Annotated in this window: 17 protein-coding genes and 2 pseudogenes; 1 reads left to right on the forward strand and 18 read right to left on the reverse strand. The window is 38.1% G+C overall.

Annotated elements, in window-relative coordinates; all coding sequences use genetic code 11:
• Positions 1–15 precede the first annotated feature (15 nt).
• The 18 genes and pseudogenes from AUF14_RS13760 to AUF14_RS13840 form a co-directional block, all read right to left on the reverse strand.
• Complete coding sequence (locus tag AUF14_RS13760; protein WP_002346904.1) at positions 16–519, reverse strand: antirestriction protein ArdA; 504 nt, start codon at positions 517–519, stop codon at positions 16–18.
• 11 nt (positions 520–530) lie between these two features.
• Positions 531–752, reverse strand: coding sequence for a hypothetical protein (locus tag AUF14_RS13765; RefSeq protein ID WP_002298822.1), 222 nt, complete (start codon positions 750–752; stop codon positions 531–533).
• On the reverse strand, positions 749–847 hold the full coding sequence (locus tag AUF14_RS13770) for a DUF3789 domain-containing protein (RefSeq protein ID WP_002347012.1): 99 nt from the start codon (positions 845–847) through the stop codon (positions 749–751). The genes AUF14_RS13765 and AUF14_RS13770 overlap by 4 nt, the downstream gene beginning before the upstream one ends.
• Entirely contained in the window at positions 844–2,028 is a 1,185-nt protein-coding gene (mobT, locus tag AUF14_RS13775; protein WP_002346903.1) for a MobT family relaxase, read from the reverse strand. Before mobT ends, AUF14_RS13770 begins: the two co-directional genes overlap by 4 nt.
• 257 nt (positions 2,029–2,285) lie before the next feature.
• The gene (locus tag AUF14_RS13780; RefSeq protein WP_002346902.1) at positions 2,286–2,576 is read right to left on the reverse strand and encodes a hypothetical protein; all 291 of its coding nucleotides are present in this window, start codon (positions 2,574–2,576) and stop codon (positions 2,286–2,288) included.
• On the reverse strand, positions 2,566–3,708 hold the full coding sequence (dcm, locus tag AUF14_RS13785; RefSeq protein ID WP_002346901.1) for a DNA (cytosine-5-)-methyltransferase: 1,143 nt from the start codon (positions 3,706–3,708) through the stop codon (positions 2,566–2,568). The genes AUF14_RS13780 and dcm overlap by 11 nt, the downstream gene beginning before the upstream one ends.
• A 75-nt stretch (positions 3,709–3,783) precedes the next feature.
• Positions 3,784–3,948 carry a hypothetical protein gene (locus AUF14_RS22545; RefSeq protein WP_002346900.1) on the reverse strand — a complete coding sequence of 55 codons (165 nt, stop codon included), beginning with the start codon at positions 3,946–3,948 and terminating at the stop codon, positions 3,784–3,786.
• Positions 3,941–4,615: a zeta toxin family protein gene (locus AUF14_RS13790; protein ID WP_002346899.1), complete on the reverse strand. Its 675-nt coding sequence runs from the start codon at positions 4,613–4,615 to the stop codon at positions 3,941–3,943. Before AUF14_RS13790 ends, AUF14_RS22545 begins: the two co-directional genes overlap by 8 nt.
• Positions 4,616–4,709: 94 nt before the next feature.
• Positions 4,710–5,054, reverse strand: a pseudogene (locus AUF14_RS13795) (ATP-binding protein); the annotation flags it as partial.
• Between the two features lie 101 nt (positions 5,055–5,155).
• The gene (gene ltrA, locus AUF14_RS13800; RefSeq protein ID WP_002330681.1) at positions 5,156–7,030 is read right to left on the reverse strand and encodes a group II intron reverse transcriptase/maturase; all 1,875 of its coding nucleotides are present in this window, start codon (positions 7,028–7,030) and stop codon (positions 5,156–5,158) included.
• A 626-nt stretch (positions 7,031–7,656) separates the two neighbouring features.
• Positions 7,657–8,640 (reverse strand): annotated as a pseudogene (locus AUF14_RS13805) (FtsK/SpoIIIE domain-containing protein); the annotation flags it as partial.
• An 82-nt stretch (positions 8,641–8,722) separates the two neighbouring features.
• Positions 8,723–9,058: a hypothetical protein gene (locus AUF14_RS13810; protein WP_002297364.1), complete on the reverse strand. Its 336-nt coding sequence runs from the start codon at positions 9,056–9,058 to the stop codon at positions 8,723–8,725.
• Positions 9,059–9,067: 9 nt separating this feature from the next.
• Complete coding sequence (locus AUF14_RS13815; RefSeq protein ID WP_002297365.1) at positions 9,068–9,442, reverse strand: YdcP family protein; 375 nt, start codon at positions 9,440–9,442, stop codon at positions 9,068–9,070.
• Between the two features lie 12 nt (positions 9,443–9,454).
• Entirely contained in the window at positions 9,455–9,769 is a 315-nt protein-coding gene (locus tag AUF14_RS13820; RefSeq protein WP_002297366.1) for a YdcP family protein, read from the reverse strand.
• A 112-nt stretch (positions 9,770–9,881) separates the two neighbouring features.
• Positions 9,882–13,109 carry a fibrinogen-binding MSCRAMM adhesin Fss3 gene (gene fss3, locus AUF14_RS13825; protein WP_102866093.1) on the reverse strand — a complete coding sequence of 1,076 codons (3,228 nt, stop codon included), beginning with the start codon at positions 13,107–13,109 and terminating at the stop codon, positions 9,882–9,884.
• Between the two features lie 384 nt (positions 13,110–13,493).
• Positions 13,494–14,543, reverse strand: a complete 1,050-nt coding sequence (locus AUF14_RS13830) for a tyrosine-type recombinase/integrase (protein WP_002372023.1) — start codon at positions 14,541–14,543, stop codon at positions 13,494–13,496.
• A 105-nt stretch (positions 14,544–14,648) separates the two neighbouring features.
• Positions 14,649–14,846 (reverse strand): hypothetical protein, encoded by a 198-nt coding sequence (locus tag AUF14_RS22820; RefSeq protein ID WP_002372025.1) that lies wholly within the window; start codon positions 14,844–14,846, stop codon positions 14,649–14,651.
• 89 nt (positions 14,847–14,935) lie between these two features.
• A complete protein-coding gene (locus AUF14_RS13840; protein WP_094850631.1) occupies positions 14,936–16,192 on the reverse strand; it encodes a replication initiation factor domain-containing protein in 1,257 nt (418 codons plus the stop codon).
• Positions 16,193–16,353: 161 nt separating this feature from the next.
• Here AUF14_RS13840 and AUF14_RS13845 point away from each other — a divergent pair, with 161 nt between their 5' ends.
• Positions 16,354–17,166 carry a helix-turn-helix domain-containing protein gene (locus AUF14_RS13845; protein ID WP_039388397.1) on the forward strand — a complete coding sequence of 271 codons (813 nt, stop codon included), beginning with the start codon at positions 16,354–16,356 and terminating at the stop codon, positions 17,164–17,166.
• Positions 17,167–17,195: the final 29 nt, after the last annotated feature.

Raw genomic sequence — 17,195 nt, forward strand, 5'->3', positions numbered from 1 at the left:
ATATCATGAAAATGTTTATCCTATGAATTCAAATGTTCCTCTATTTGTCACAAGATAATTTCCTTCTAGTTCCAAGTCACGTCCATATGCTTCATAGTCAATATAGTTTTGCAAGTGTGTAGGCACCTCTCCAAAAGCACCTGTTTCTTCAATCAAATAATACGCCACATCACTCATATCGTTACAATCGGGATAACAGATAATATCATCCACATGCTCCACCATTTCCTCAAAAGAGTTGAAGAAAGCATGTTGGATTTCCAAAGCAACTTCACCAATCGGTGTTCCTTCTAGTTCCTCTGCTAAACCACACAACCGATTGATTTCCTCAATTGGTGTATATTCATCAATCTCAAAAGGCAACTCATAATCATGGATCGCATACTCTTCGTATTCGTCATTTAAACCAATCCGTTCTTTCACTTCGTCAAAATCGACAGGTGGGCTAAACCAAGCCCCCACCAATTCACCTTCGTTATATTTTCCAAGGTTCGCAATATATACACGCATCTGCTCCATAATGGTCCCCCTTACGCACCGACAATCCGATTAAACAAGTTGAGTAAGACATCTTTCACACCAGAAGCGTTGAAGACCAGTCCTACCGCAATCAGCGCAATCACCAAAAAACCAATCAGCTTGGAAAACTCACGTTTGAAGCCTAAAAATAAACCAATGACCACAATTGCCAATAAGACTAAAGATTGGGCATTGGTTAAAAACCATTGATATAAATTTTGTCCGAAATTCATTTTATCACTTTCCTTTCCATTACTCGATCTGCAGCCGCACTTGTATGAATTAAGCACATCACGGTAATACCAAGCATACTGCTTCCTCTTTTCATATAATCAAGTTTTCTATTGCCATACTTTGTTGTTCCAAAATCTTTTTATGCCGATCCGATAGCTGAGCATTCTGTACCATATCAAGAATATAAGTCGTCTGATTTAACCGATCTAACTCCTTAGCCATCTTCCACGTAGGTGCTACCTGTCGACCTAGCCAGCTCAGTGTTCGCTCGATAGTATAAGGTTTGGGGTCAGAAGTCAGTTGAATTTCCTTGCGATTTCGCCCGATAAAGCGACCCCATCGTTCATTTAGCGGCCAGTTTGTTCGCCGTTTCCCTTCAACTTTATCCGTGAACCGTAAGTAACGGTTGATAATGGAAAATGTGGTACCCTCAATACTTCGACCTTTTAACAAGTCTTGTATTGCATGGTAGGCACGGTCATTTTTCAATCGAATTTCAAAGCGATTCTTCGTTTCGCTCTTGTCTAACGGAATTCCCAATTTGATATATTGTTCATAGTCTTTTTCGTATAAACAAAAATAAACCTCACTCTTAAGGCTTCCGATATACAAAGTATTTCCCATTCCATCCTTTTCATCAGCTTTCAAAAGTTCACCCGAGCGGTAACTCTTAAAAGTCCGGAATAAGGAGATACATTCTTCCTTCTGACATTTTTTCGTCAACTCAGGAATATCCAATAAGCCAACTCGATCATTGATTGCCAAATCCAAGCGTTTCATGACGCCTCCAGCTTTTAAGCAATCATCGAAAAAGTCGTACCAGCTACGCTTTTGAGCGAGCAAAAAAGTTTCAAACTGCCGACAACCACGACCTTTTAATTCTAAAAGAACGCCTTTCTCTTCCTCATGAGAAAGCATCACCACAATATCACCCATGATGTATTGTTCTTGGTACGAATAAAAGGCATAGTCTTCATGAAGCATATAGTCAAATTTCAAATGCAAAATCTCTTGAACAATTTTTTGAACATCCGTTGTCGGAAAACGAATCCTTACATAATCAAACAGTAACGTCAAAGGCAAATCGGGATTGAAACTTTCCAGTTGGTCAAAAATTTTTCTCATAGTTTTTGTAGATGTAGTTACGCCACCATTTTCGATTTGATTCAAATAGGGACGACTCAATCCACAAGCAGTAGCCAATTTATTTTGAGAAACACCATATTGATTGCGCCGATCTTTTAGTAAACGATAATCTAAGTTCTGTTGTACCAAGTTTTCACCTCCAAATAAGGTGTTAACTTTTCAAAATGAGTTAACACCTGTTCAAACAGCTAACTATCCTCGTCATGACAACCATTCTTAATCGCTGCTTGCTTGTTTTTTGTGTTTTTGTACCCCCCTGTTAGATACGGGGGGTGAGACATCATGGCCGGCTAACGCCGTCCATGAACAGGCACAGCACCACGGAGGATTTCTGCTTCGCGAATCCTCCGCGGTCAGCGCCTAACAGTCAGTTGTGTTGGTTTAGGTTACTCATCTGTAATACCATTTACTTCCAACTCTGCTTTCATTTCTAACAAGTATTGACGAATATCCGGTTCTTTTGCTTGGTCCGCAATCCGCTCAAATTCTGCAATTACTTGGTTTATTTCAATTCGAGCATCCGTCTCCTCATTCATTAAATATGGATCGCCAGCGACTTTGACACCATTCTTGCGAATATCAAAGTTTAACCGTCGCAATTGTTCTTCTAATTCTGGGTCTGACTGAATCTTTTCAATCACCCAATAAATTTCTCCAACCAACTCATCATAAATCACACTTTTGTACCTCCTTTAATCTTCTGGCAATATCAAAAATGACCGGAACTGTTACAGAGTTTCCGGCTTGCTTATACAACTGACTATCTGAATTGACTTGAGAAGCTCGATCAAAAGCCCAATCGGGAAAGCCCTGAAGTCGCCAACACTCTCTAGGTGTTAGCTTCCGAATTTGATACTGATCCGTGACAATCGCTTGTTGGTCTCCTGTCAGTAAAGTATGAACACTCTGTTTTCCCAGACGACCTCGGCGACTTGTGGAATTAGGAAAAGCCAGGTTCACACTGTCTCCTGGCTTCACCTCTTGATATTCTGTTTCATTTTTTCGAATCATGATTTTTGTACCACCTTGTTTCGTGGACAAGGTGGGGGCGGTTCCAGTAACTTCATAAACTCGATTACCTTGTTCAAACTTTCCCGGTAATAGTCCTGCTACAGAGATTCCATCCCTTGCTGGCAGTGCAATTTTGATTCCTTCATCACCTGTTAAGGTTGGCGCTACGCCATCTGAACCATAGACTTGTCCACCCATTCCTCGATTGGAAGGATTGATATTTACCAAATTTCTGATGTTTTGATCAGATGTTGAAGACGGTCCAATGATAGGAAATACTTGTTCGGTACATGCGTCTCGAGAATGTCCGATAAGGAAGATACGCTCCCGGCTTTGGGGAATGTAGGCCTTTGAGTTAAGCACCTGCCACTCCACGTCATACCCCAATCCATCCAGCGTTCGGAGGATCGTCTCGAACGTAGCCCCCCCTTCGTGATTGAGCAATCCCCGGACGTTCTCAAGGAATAAAAACTTAGGTCGGAGAAGAGCGGCGAACCGAGCGATTTCAAAGAATAAAGTACCTCGAGTATCGGAAAATCCTTGTCGCTTTCCCGCAATTGAAAAAGCTTGACACGGAAATCCGCCGCAAAGGATGTCAACTGGTCCGAGGGATTGAATAAACTCATCTGATACACTTGTGATGTCATGCATTTCCACCTCCTTACTTGTATCATGAATTGCTTTATAACTACGTCTAGCAAATTTATCAATTTCACAAAAACCGATACAATGATGGCTCGCCTGTTCCATACCTAAACGAAAGCCACCAATACCGGCGAATAAATCTAAAAATCTCATACATTACCTCATTCATTGCAAAGAAAAAAGCCAAGAACATTTTGCTCTTGGCTCATACATTATTAATTTGTCCTACTATTTTTTATTTAATCCAACTAATTTCCGTTGTTTTTCATTGGCCTGATCGGCTACATATTTAATCACCGTTTTGAACTCTTTTGCAGTAGCATTTTCCGATAAATCCGCAATGCTCTTATTGTATTTCTTTACAATTTTCGTTACTTGTTCTTTATCAGTCATGTAATTGAACCTCCAAATCTTTCCTACTATACCCTAGTGGTAAAAATAATTCTAGATTGTCCGCAGCATAATGAACTTCGGAAATATTATTCGTATAATCTTTTATTATGATATGAAGCAATACATCTGGATGTTTACTCTTTACTTTTGCAATGTTCTCTCTTGATTTGAAAAAAGCGTTAATAAATACCTTTTTCGGCACATGACGTCCCTCTGCAATTTCACGTTCTTGTGTAAATTTCCAAGCGATTTTAGGGTCTTGATAAACGTAGAAAATCGTCACTCGAAAATGTTTTTTCAACGCCCGCGAGATATTTTTTTCAGCACTTAATATTGCAAAAGTTGCATCCAGAATAAAAGAATAGCCATGATCTAAGACATATCTAAATGCCTGCTCTACCAACCAAGAAGATGCTTTTTGAAAGAGACTAGAGTTTTTTCCATTATAATCAGGAAACTGGGTGCGAAAGTAATCCGCATCAATAATCACATGGTTATCATAATTCTCAGCTAATCCAATGGCAACCTCTGATTTTCCAGCTCCAGGACTCCCTGCCATAAAAACTGCGTCTCGTCCAACTTCGGGGGATTTCCCTTTGATAATATAAGAAATAAACTTATCCTTATTTGCTTTTGCATACTCTAAATAAGAATCATTACTTTCCATATTAATTATCCCCTTTCTTCCTACTATATAAAAGTATTATACGTTACTTGAAGTATAAAGTCAGTATTGAAGATCACTCAATCATTCATCTTTTCTAATTTACTAATTTACTAATTGAATCTAAGAAATCATACCCTTTTGGTACAAGTGGCGTATAAAACTCACTAATCACACTGCCACCTGTATCCACATAACCTCGACCTTTGATGTGCTTCATAAAGAAGTTTTTTTCGACCTCCCCAAACATCATGGAATATCCGAGTTCACTCATACGACCCAAAGCCACGCGAAAGTTGAATTGATCGCGGATTCCGTCTCCTAAATATTTCGCATCCGGCCTTTGGCAAGCCAAAATCAGAAAGAAACCAGATTGACGACCCAACATCACGATTTGTTTGAGCTTATTCAAAATCACCGCACTTTCTTTCGTCGTTAACATCTATAGCGATAGGTAAGAATTTGATATAATCTCCATCTTTTCCCCCGCTCCACACCGTACGTGAGACTTTCACCTCATACGGCGTTCCATCTATTTATTTTCTATTGAATGTTTTGCAGATTACACATCTTTCGATAAAGGTTGATTTTTGCTATTTGCTCTGGCACCAGTTTCAGTTCATGCACGTAGTGATCGATTATCATTTTATTTGTTGTATGGATCAGAAGATGGATATCCTTATGAATAATTCTCAAGTTATCGAATTTGTCGTCTCCACCAAGACTTTTTGGCAAATAGTGATGACAGTGAACGGCTTTTGCTGGCAAAAATTGTTTTGTAATCTCACACTTGCCTGATTTCATTGAGTAACGAGATATTCTACTATCTAAATACTCAACCGTTCTATTCGGTATTTTCGATTCCATCAATTTTCTTAATTCTTGGAACACAAGAGACTGTAGGCTTTTGTGCTCCAATCTTTGACGACCAAACGGAGTAAACGGTGTATCCTCCGTATTAAATCCGTAAATTGTTTTTGTAGATACGTCGCAAAGAGGGTACAAATAGACTCCAGCTACTTTATACGTTTTCATCGTTGTTGAGTAAAACTTTTTGTAAGTTGGGGAAGCTTTGTTGGGGTAACATCTTGTACTACAATTTGATAATCGGTTGTAAGTAGTGAATGAAAGAACGTAGTTCATCCTATTCAAATCTAAATTAATATGAGTGGCATACCTGAAATAATTATGAACACCGAGCACGAGAGCATTAAACAGGAGAGCATTTTGTGCTGTAGGACTCTTTTGAATATCTTTGATTCTTTGTTTAATCTCTTCTTTAATCTGATCCTTTTTTTTGTTAGAAATACGTGAATTACAAACCCATTTTTTCCCTTTTTGTTTCACGCAAATAGCGAATCCTAAAAATTCCGACTTACATTTACGCAAATTGACGATTTTAGACTTCTCATTGGAAATATCTAATTTAAGTCTGTCTTTTAGGTAAAGCTTGACAGCGTGGAACCATTTTAATGCTGTCGGATAATCATTAGTCATGATTTTAAAGTCATCTGCGTACCTGACAATATAGCCTTGCTTTAGATTTGTATCTCTTAGAGCACGAAATTTATTGTAACCTTTAGTATAGGGATACTTTGTTTCAAAGGTATGCCACTGCTTTGAGACCCAATGGTCTAAGTCGTTTAGAACAACATTAGATAATAGTGGAGAAATGATACCTCCTTGGATCGTTCCTTTGCTCGGGATACCTTCTCCTTGAATGGGTGATTTCAGAGATTTTGAAAGAATAGCTAAGACTTGTTTGTCACAAATTCCTATATTCCATAATTGTTTTATCAGTAAACGGTGGTTTACATTATCAAAGAAACCTTTGATATCAATGTCTACTGCATAGTGCATTTTACTGATGTTTATGAGATACATAATGCGACCTAGAGCATGCTTTGCACTTCTCAATGGTCTGAAACCGTAGCTATGTTCATAAAACTTAGCTTCACATATTGGCTCCAGTATCTGCTTGAACATCTGTTGGATCATTCGATCAATCATGCATGGAATTCCTAATGGGCGTTTCTCACCATTGGGTTTAGGTATCATTACTCGCTTTATGGATTTTGGTTTGTAATTTTCTAAATGACTGAGAATAAGATGGATAAACTCTGCTTGGTTCATTTCCTTATAGTTATCAATTGTGAAGGAATCCGTTCCTGGTGTCGAAGACCCCTTGTTTGCCTTGATAGTACGGTATGCTAAAAGAATATTATTTTCAGAAATGATTAACTCATATAATTGATAAAACTTTTTCCCGTTTCTACTTTGAGTAAATAGCTGATCGAATGTTTCTTGTAGATCATAATATTCCCAGTAACGTATTTTTGTGTTCAAGCGTGGCACCTCCATAACGGATTTTCCCACGTTCTTACCAGATCCTTGAACTTCATCTGTTTCAACATTCATTGTTATTAAATAGACTTAGGGCTATCCCTCCACATTTGTTAGACGCTTCATCGGTACTGTGCCCTTACTTTCACAGAAACAAAGCAATTTCGTTATTACTTATATGCACCTATCTAGAAGTAGTCATTTAATTGATAGTTTTCTGCTTACATCGTTCCAATGTTTTTAGCTATCATGTATAACCTTAGGTATCTACTATGAGCCTGTGAAATTATAGCTTCTTCGTTAGCTATCCCGATTTTCATATCATGGAACCTTACTTGTCGGTATCTCACCATACGTCCGTATGTTCCTATCTTTCAATAAGATCAGCCTTTTAGACCCGTACATTCGCAGATTCGTCAGTCATTTTCAGACATTCTTACCATAGTTATCTTTTTCAGCCGCCCGCCCTATAGTCAGCCTTATGCTCAAGCACTTAGGCAGATTTCAGACGACTTCACCTAGCTTCATACCAAAACCAATCTACTTCATTGATTAGAGCATGTAGGAGTATTAGCGGGGATGTTTCAGCTCAACTTGAAGGCTTTCATTCCATCTCTCAAAACATTAGTTGTCACTATTGATAATCTCAATAGGCTTCCATTTCACATCTATTCGATGCTTGTAGGAAAACGATTCGCACCCATATAAGCCACGTATTCATCAAAGATTAAAAAGTTGGGTGGAAGTCCAAGATAGGCATAATTCTCTCCTGTTTTGTAGTTAGACATTTCTTTCATTGCCTTGCTACGAGCCATCATACGTTCATAGAAATCTTCCACACAAGCAGAAATTTCTTCCTTTTGTGAATAAACATGAGGCATCACCGTACCTAAATCAGCTAAATCTGCATTTTTGGGATCGAGGATAAACAATTCTGCATCTGACTTCAATAGTGCTTCGATAATGGTGAGGAGGAAATAGGTCTTCCCTCCACCTGTGCCACCAGCGATTAACATATGGGGTAAAGAATCATAAGCCCATACTTGATTTTTCATCAATCGCAGAGTCCCATTTTCTGCCACTACTTCGTCTATCCCAATTCGATTGGCGATCATATCATACAGTAAAGTATACTCCACATAGGAGTCTTTGAGTTCCTTTTCTACTAACTCACAATACAGTCCGCTTTCTAACTTCTTTTCCAATTTTAAAAGCTGATCTTGGTATTTCCCAAGTGAAATTTGAACGCGAATAGACAGTAATCCATCTTTCATTCGATAATAGATTTTGGGGAAGTAACTGATAGTCTCTCTGGTTCGGCTACTATTCAAATCTTTGAAAAAGCCTTCACTTTGAGTTTGTTTCACTTCATACCAATGGTTCTCTAGAATCATCCGAGCTAGCTTTTGTCGATGCCACAAGCTTCGCCAATGATCAGGAAAAAAGTGAATATAAAGCAATATCATAGCTCCTGAAAAAGCGAGACTTCCAAGCAGACATACTAAATCTTTTATAGACCAAACGATTTCAATAGTAGAAAGTGATAGCTTAGAAATATCAAATTGTCTAAACTCTTGAAAATAAAAGACGCTCATCCAACCGATGAACAGAGCGAGTAGCCAGCCAAGAACAAAGTGATAAACCAAGTGCTGATCTCCTGCGCGTATGCGATGTCCTTTGTACATTTTGATGGTTTCCACCTCCAATCGAAAAAGCCCAATAGGATTTCATTAGGCAATTTCAAAAAGTTATGCTAGTCATTTACTGCTACGAGGAGGGGAGTTGTTTCGTTTCAACCAATTGATTTAAAAAGCCTTCAATAGCATCCGGCATCTCCACACCAATTTCTTCCAAAATGGATTCTGCCTGCCGACATAAGTTTTCATTTACTTCGACAACTATAAAGAAAGACTCTTCTTCTCCTAACCAGTCTAGTACATCAGAGTCTTCTTCACTGTCGCTATTTTCTCCAAGTAAACCTTGATGTATAATCAGAAACATTTTTTCATCAGAGGTTAATGCTTTAACGAGTTGTTCCTCAGTCAGCTCGCCTTTTCCATATTGATCGAGACAATCTAAAATATGTTCAACATTAATTTCCATAATCTTCACCTATTTCTTTCTTTCATTTTGGTTCGTAGGATTTCCTTGATTCGGCTGCCGCTTCAAGACTAAATCATCCGCCTTAATGAACCAATTAACGGTAGTTCCTTCTCGAAAAACATAATTGGCAACGGTATCCACGATTGGATTGACCAACTCTACCTCTGCATCATAAGCAAACTCGCGTAAGGGTACATTAGCTGGGATACTAACTTGAATCATTCGCCCTTGTGCAGAGGATTTTAAATTATAGGTTCGTTCTTTTACCTCATTACCAATTGTTCCATCCTCATTTTGCTTCCGTACTTCTCGGCGTAATGCGGAAAAACGCAACTTCCCAAATGTTAAACCTGAATCTACGACAATACCTTCTGTTAATCTCATCTTCTTTTCCTCCTATGCTTTCACTAAATCATCAACATACAACACGTAATCAGTAAACCCACGATTCTCAATCTCATAGCCTTTGGCAACCAAATGGGGATTCACGGCTTTTAGCGGTTGGTCTTGATCAAAATCCTTTTCACCGGCTTCCGCAGCTACTACCACCTCAATATCATCGGCCCGTTGCTTACTGGAATACAAATGATAACTGCGACCAATCACCGTAGTATTCCGTCCATATCCTTCTGTTATAATTTCTCCTTCACCGGCATAACTTAACTTTCCAAAGGTTTCAGCCATATCTGGCACGACAAATTTCAATTCCATCTTCTTTTCCTCTTTTCATTGTTAGTTTTGGATACAAAAATAGCGCGACTACTTTTTTAGGAGGCGGTCGCGCACGTTGGTTCTTAGGATTTACTTGTATCATCTCATCACCTTAGTTCCGGCGATTCCAGAAATAATAGCCCGCCGTCGCAAAAATCAAAGTAAAACCAATGAACAGTAAAACATTGGAATTTTTCTCCCCGGTTTGAGGGAAGGTCTTCACTGTGGGACTAGATTCTTGAGAGCCACTTGGAACAGTTGGTGTTTCCGGTTGTTTCGGCGTACTTAGTATGGTTGGAACTTCTTTTGGTGTTAAGGTTTGAGATTTTTCTTTCAAATCTTCATTGTGTTTTCCATTGATATTCCCATCTTTATCGTAATTGATTTCCGCAAAAGTAAACTTGGTTCCTTCTGGATATTTTCCGGTATCTACTTTTTTCGCAAGCACAGTTTTGGTGAATTCTTTATCATTTACTTCATAATCAATCTTGCCAGATTTCCAAATTTCTTTGTTTGTACCATCCGGTAATAAAGCATACAGAATTGTTTCGAAAGCTTCTTTTGAGCCATCCAGTACATCATGAGTAATCGACACATCATCAAACATATCCACCACATCACCATGAGTAAAGGTCTGAGAACCGTTTTCTAGGTGGGCCTTTGTTTGGATAGAAACATGACGTTCCACCGTACAATTAACAGTTTGGGCTTGATTATTCAAGCTAACATCCTTCGCTACTGGCTTATCGCCTGCTTCAAAAGCTTCCTTATTTTCATACACATAGTTGAATAAGACAATAGTTTTATTTAAAACTTGTTCGGCGGTTAATTTATGCTGAATTTTCCAAGTTCCTGTTTTCTCTTTGTTCGCCAACGTTGCGCTTGTTTCTGCAATCACCACTGGTTTGGCTTTTTCATCTTTTTCTTGGGCAGCTTTTGTCGCATCCACATCAATGGCTTGCGCTACCACATACCAGTCTTCTTTGATTTCATGTAGATTGTAACTCAATTTATCAACTAGCTCGGTAGAATCCAGAGAAGTTAATTCTTTGTTTCCGTCTTTCCAAGTCGCAAGAGAAGTTAAACTATCTTCTTCCTCAGGCAAATCATAGAGCATTAAACGGTTCAAACTAACAGAAAATGCTTTGTTCGTCAGCTTCTCGTAAGGAACGGTCACCGTTTTAATTGGTTGTTTTTGGTCTTGTTCGGTAATGGTAAAGACATACTCACTCTTCACAAAGTCTTCTTTGTTTTCCTTAAAAGTAGAACGGATTTCTAATGGCGTAATCTTTTGAAAACCTTCTGGGGCTTCTACTTCTTCAAGTAAATAATCCCCATAAGGAAGATTTTCAAACTTGCCATAACCATCAAACCCTAATTGCTCGTTATAAGCTGTGGTCGCTTCATCTTCGGCACCTGTGATTTCATTGGTCCCTTCCAATGGCGACACTTTAAAGGTCAGATCATTGAAGCCAGTTTCGGTAGTGCCCGCAGCTGATCCAGCAAATTTAAAGAAATCAAAGCCAAAGCGAATCACTTGTTCTTTTGCCGTAACATTTCGGGTAATCACGGCATTTTTTTCGCTATCATCCACCTTTTTGATGGATACAGGATACTTTGTTTCATCAAGGCTATATCCTTCGGGCGCTTTTGTTTCTTGCCAATAATACTCGTTGATAGCTAAATGTTTAACGGCAACTTGGTTCTTTTCGTCTAAAGTCAAAGTGACCGTTTCATCAGAACCTTTCGTTCCCTTCGCTAACTCTGGTTTAAAAGCCTCACTCCATTTAACAGCTTTTCCATCCTTAGCAGTAAACAAGGTGTATTCAGCACCCTCAAAGACTGCCTTACCTTGTGCTTTATCCCCAGTATCTTTGTCTTCTTTCGTCAAAGTGGTTTCGCCAGTGACTTCTTGATTTTGCCCTTTTACGTTACTGGTAACAAGGGCTACGGTTTGATTGGCATACTTCAATTCGACTTTTACAGGTTTGAACGTATTCACGAACCCATGACTAGCTTTAGTTTCGGTCACATAATAGGTTCCCAATTCCAACGCATTAGCAATCTCTTTTGGTGTTTCCGCATGACCGTTTTCATCCGTGGTCATTTCTTGAACGATTTCACCGGTTGGACTGTCTTTGCGAATGGCAAACGTATTACCAGCTAAGGAATAATTGTCATTCCAAAGATCACTCCCTGTTTCAACTCCGCTTTTATCCAGAATGATTTGCCCTTTTTCCCGTGCGTTTTTTGAAGTCACGTAAATGGTTTCGCCTGCTTTAATGGTGGTAGTCATGGGGGTGGTATCAATCGTATAAGGCGCCGGTACTGATTTTTCGGTAATGGTTACTTTTGTACCATGAGGAATCTCATCCAATGTAGCAATGCCTTCTTTGTCAGTAGTCACGTCTTTTGCAGGTAAAGTTTTTCCAAAGTCTAAATGGAAAACCGTTCCTGGTACAACATCACCCGATTCTTTATCGACTTTTTTGATCTTTAAAGAACCCTCCGTTTCCACATCAATTTTGATTGTGTAGGTATTAGGTTTATCAATCGCCCCGGCCATTAAAGTCTGTTGGCCAGCCTTTTTATAGGCGACAGGTGTTCCGGTACCAGCAGATTTCTTAAGCGTCAGCACACCACTTTCTTTTGAATTGGCATTTGGGGTGATTATCAACTGATTACCATTCACACGATAATCAATGTTTGCGGCATTTTCCACAACCTCATCGAACTCTGACAAATTCAGATTATTCGTATCCGTCACAGTAGTCGATTGCCCTAATACTGTTTTAGCCGTACTATTATGGAAGGTTGGTTTCTTCTGATAATCGTCAATGGCTTGATTTATTTTTGCCTCAATGGCTGCGATATTTACGGCACTACCATCTGATCGTTTTATTGAGTGAAGGGTATACCCATTAACTTCTTGCCAGATCATCTTCTGTGCCACAATATGAGTATCTGCATCTGTACCTACTTTTTTCCATAAAACGGAAACTAATTTGGCTTTATCGGACATATCTGGTAACGGGTTTTTCTCATAGCCAGGAGTGAACTCATTGTCAATCGGGACTCCTGGTTCAATACAGAAAATATCTTGTTTAAAGCCGTTGTACACTGCATAATGCGGAACAGTGACTTCTGACATTGGACGACCATCACTAAAAGTTCCTTCAACAGCATATTGATGTGCTAAATCTAGTTCTACGGTTACCGTTTGTGGATGGGTAATTTCATCAGCAAAAGTAATCGTAGGAGCAATTGCTCCAACAATTGCTTGAACAGCCAAACTCAAAATAGTTAATACACATAATTTCTTTTTTTGTTTTTTATACATGAAATGTTCTCCTTTCAAATTAAGCACAAAAAAATAAGATGCTCGCTTGAACATCTTTGTTTATAAAGTCTTTTTAAAATTTTTATTGACTGAATAGAATGGATTTGAGAATGAATGAGCCTAAAAATTTAATCTAAAATACGAAATATACTGCCTTTAAATTAGAACACATTTTAGAACACAAACATTTCAAATTTAATCAAATATAATAAAATATATTTACGGGAAAACCTTTATAAATCAAGGTTTTTCAAACTTATTCAATGATACGAAGAAAAAACCAGGTCTTAAAAAAGCTCGTAAAGCTTCACAATTCTCAAAACGTTAATCAATTCCTTATTGTATCAACGTTTACAAGAATTTTTTGGTTCAAGTTGGTTCAAATTATAAATTTGACAAAGAATTTAAGAGGTTTAAAGCATCAGCATCTTGCTGGTGCTTTTTTTCTGGCATCAATTCAAGATAATAGTTCTGCGTTGTTTGAATATTGATATGACCTAAGCGTTTTGATACATAGGCAATATCAATATCTTGTGAAAATAGAAAAGAAGCATGAGTATCTCTTAGGCCGTGGAAGGTAGTTTTTGGAATATCTAGTTTTTTCAGTAATCTGGCGAGCTTAGCAGATTGTTGAAAGCCGTCAGGATCAAAAAAATATCCATTATCTTTAATCGGGACAGATTTTAGAATATCGTAGACTTCTTGATTAATGGAAATATCTCGTCTTGAATTTTTTGTTTTTAACGAGGTATCTTCAGAAGTTGGACTAAGGGAACGTCTGACATGGATACCATATTCAAAGAGGTCTTCGGGACGTATACCTAAAAGCTCTCCGCGTCTCATGCCAGTTTCTAAGGCAAGGAGTACAAGAATGTTAAACTCATTTTCTCGATGATTAATGACATAAGTACGCAGTTTCTTTAATTCGGTAATAGAAAGTACACGGTTTCTCTTATCTAAAACTTTCCCTCGTGTTTTGACTAAATTTGCAAAATCGGTAGCAAGATAGCCACGAGCATAAGCATCACGTAATGCCGTTTTGATTTTCAATAGTACTTCATGAGTGGTTTTACGAGAATGAGTTTCTGCATACTTATCTATTTTTCGTTGTACTACAATATCGTTCAAATCCTTTAACTGTATATCGCCAAATAATTTCTTCACCACTTGAGAAGTCCTTTGATAATTTTGAAAAGTCGTTTCTTTTACATCGTTTTTCTTTATGATATGAATCCAGTTTTCAAAGAAGTCAGCAAATGTTGTTGTACGCTCTGCTAATTGTTTTCCATTTCCTTTCTCCAATTCATTTTCTAAGGCCCAACGAGTTGCTTCCTTTTTAGAGCTAAATGATTTTGTCAATTTCTTATGTTGACCATGATTGTAAAGTGAGATCTGAGCTCTATATGAGTTACCACGTTTAATTATACTAGGCATTTATAACAAATCCTTTCACTGAAAGATGGTTGATAAATGCTAGTTGAATACACCGTCATTCTACATGGCGAAAAGCATCTAATCAACCATCCTACGATATTTTAGCTAGATAGAGTGCGTCTTAATAAAATTAATGAGGGAAGTGACAGTGTATCGTTCTTGTCTTCCTATCATAAAACGCTCTAACTCATCGTTTGCGCGAACGAATTTATCAAAAGATTTTGGATCGATCCCTAAAAAATGAGAAGCTTGTTCTCTAGTAAGTAGATAGGGCAATTCATAAGTAGTTATTGTATTTTTCATAGTTTATTTCCTTTCCAAAAATGTTTTTTGGCTGACACAAGGAAATGTGCTATACTCAACTTGTCTAGGGCGGAGTACGTTTATACATTTTAATGTGTAAGCTGTGCTTTGCTTTTTTTGTGTATTTTTGCTGCCTTCATATTTTGAAGACACTGGATATAAAATTCTACTTCTTCCTGATAATAATCAGGCTCAGCAATCAAATTTTCTAATATTTTTTGCTGCCTTGAACTAAGTTCCCCACAGCTAATAATCTCGTTAATCAAATTTGAATCAAAATGATTATCTACCTCTTGAATAAATGCGAGGGTGGGAGAAACGCTGTGAATTAACCAATTCATACTTTTCTCAAAGCTTTGAGGAATTGTTTCTAAAGAAATGGTGGTTGCGCCATGATTGCCAATAAAGGCTGCCCATTTGGCATCGACTTTTGCACCTGGATCATTTGGAGCACGGTCATAAAAACAAATTGCTCCATTAAGTAACTCAAAGAATAGTTTGGTTAAATCATGGGTTTTTGAAATAATCTTTGCCAAGCTTTGCGCTTTCTCTTTTCGATACCGTAGTTCAAAGCGATTTTTTACTTCTGCTTCTTCTAAAGAAATTCCTCGTCGCTTTCGTTGTTCATAATCCTTCTGATAAAAGCAAAAGCGACACTGACTCTTCTTTGAGCCTAAATACAAGGTCTCACCATTTGATTCATTGTTTATGATATCCGTACCGCCATGAGATTCACTCACTTGAAAAGTGGTCCACACATGGCCTAGTGTTACCTTACGCTTCAGTTCTGGAATGCTGAGACTCCCCACAAAATCATCTAAAGTAAAATCAATCCGTGTAAAGTTTCCCTGATAATCTAATACCTTACGGAAGAACTCTTGCCAGTTTGATTTTGCGGTCTTCAAACGCATGGCAAGATGTTTACAGCCTTGACCTGAAAACTCCATTACGGTTCCTTTTACCGTATCGTCAATGGAATACCGAATCGTGATTACTTGATTCCAAACATATTGCCCAATATAGCCCTTTGGCGCATAATCCAGTTCCTCAAAGCGTTCAATAGGCATGCCAATAATTGCTTCAATCAACTTTAAATGTTGATTCGAGAAAAAGTGAATAGTTAGATAATCAATCAAAACACGATTAACTGGAACGATCTCTTCTTGCAAACTATCCAGTATAAGATTCAATTTTTCTGCACTTAATTGTCTCGTTCCTTTTTCTACTTTCGATAATAACGATCTCGAAATCCCCACTTTTTCTGCTAAATATCGCTGGGTCCACCCCCTTTCTTCTCGAGAAACTCGAATCGATTCCCCGAGATCATGTTGATTGACTTGGTTCATAGAAAAACCTCCTTCTGCTATTAAATTGTCAAAGAACCATCAGACTTATTTTAAGTACAAATCGATTGTACGCCTGTATTTATTTTAAGTCAATACATTTTGACTTTTTTTAAGTACAAGCGTATACTGAATTTAAGAACTTATCATGAGGAGGAGTTTTCATGGAGATAGACAAGCAAGCAGTGGGCAATCGAATTCGGCAGATTCGTCAAGAGTTAAAGTTGAGTATGGAGAAATTTGGCAAACTAATTGGTGATTTACCACGAAGTACAGTCAATAACTGGGAACGTGGGATTAACCTTCCAAAAACCGAAACCCTTCACCAAATTGCAGAAATAGGCCATGTCACCAACGAATATCTTTTGTATGGTACTCAAGAAAACCAATACATTTTAGAAATGCTTCAAAAGAAGGCAGGTAAGCTTGATCCTAAGATTGAAGGGCTAATAGTAGACGAACTGAAACAAGCCGGTCTTGTTAGTGAAAAAGAAATGGATCGGATGATTGAATTTTTTATTATAAACCTCATTCCACCAACGGAACAAGACCAATTTACTTATCAATGTATCGATGAGAAAAAGCAGCTTTACCTTGGTTCAACTAAATTTGGTAAAGAAGCTCAACTCTATTTACACCATGATAATCAAAATCACATTCTGCACATTCTGCCCTTTACCTTTTCCAACTTTAGTGTGGATCGCTTACTCGTCTATTTAGCAAATCAAGAATCCTATTCCTATTTTGGGAAACATTTGCCCAAGGAACTAGTTGAAAAAGCCATTCTTCTATACTCGATCAATCAATTGACCGGCGATGTGCGAATTGCCCCGTTGGTCTATTCAAAAGAAACAGCTTCTTATCAGTACACAGAGGACAATCAATATCTACTAGAACAACAATATCTTTATCTACCATTCGTGATGGAAGTCGAGAAAGAACGTCTGTTAAACGTAGCGTATCCATCATCAAAATGAGGTGACAAGATTGATAAGCATGTGACAAA

Source organism: Enterococcus avium (assembly GCF_002891025.1).
Taxonomy (GTDB): domain Bacteria; phylum Bacillota; class Bacilli; order Lactobacillales; family Enterococcaceae; genus Enterococcus_A; species Enterococcus_A avium.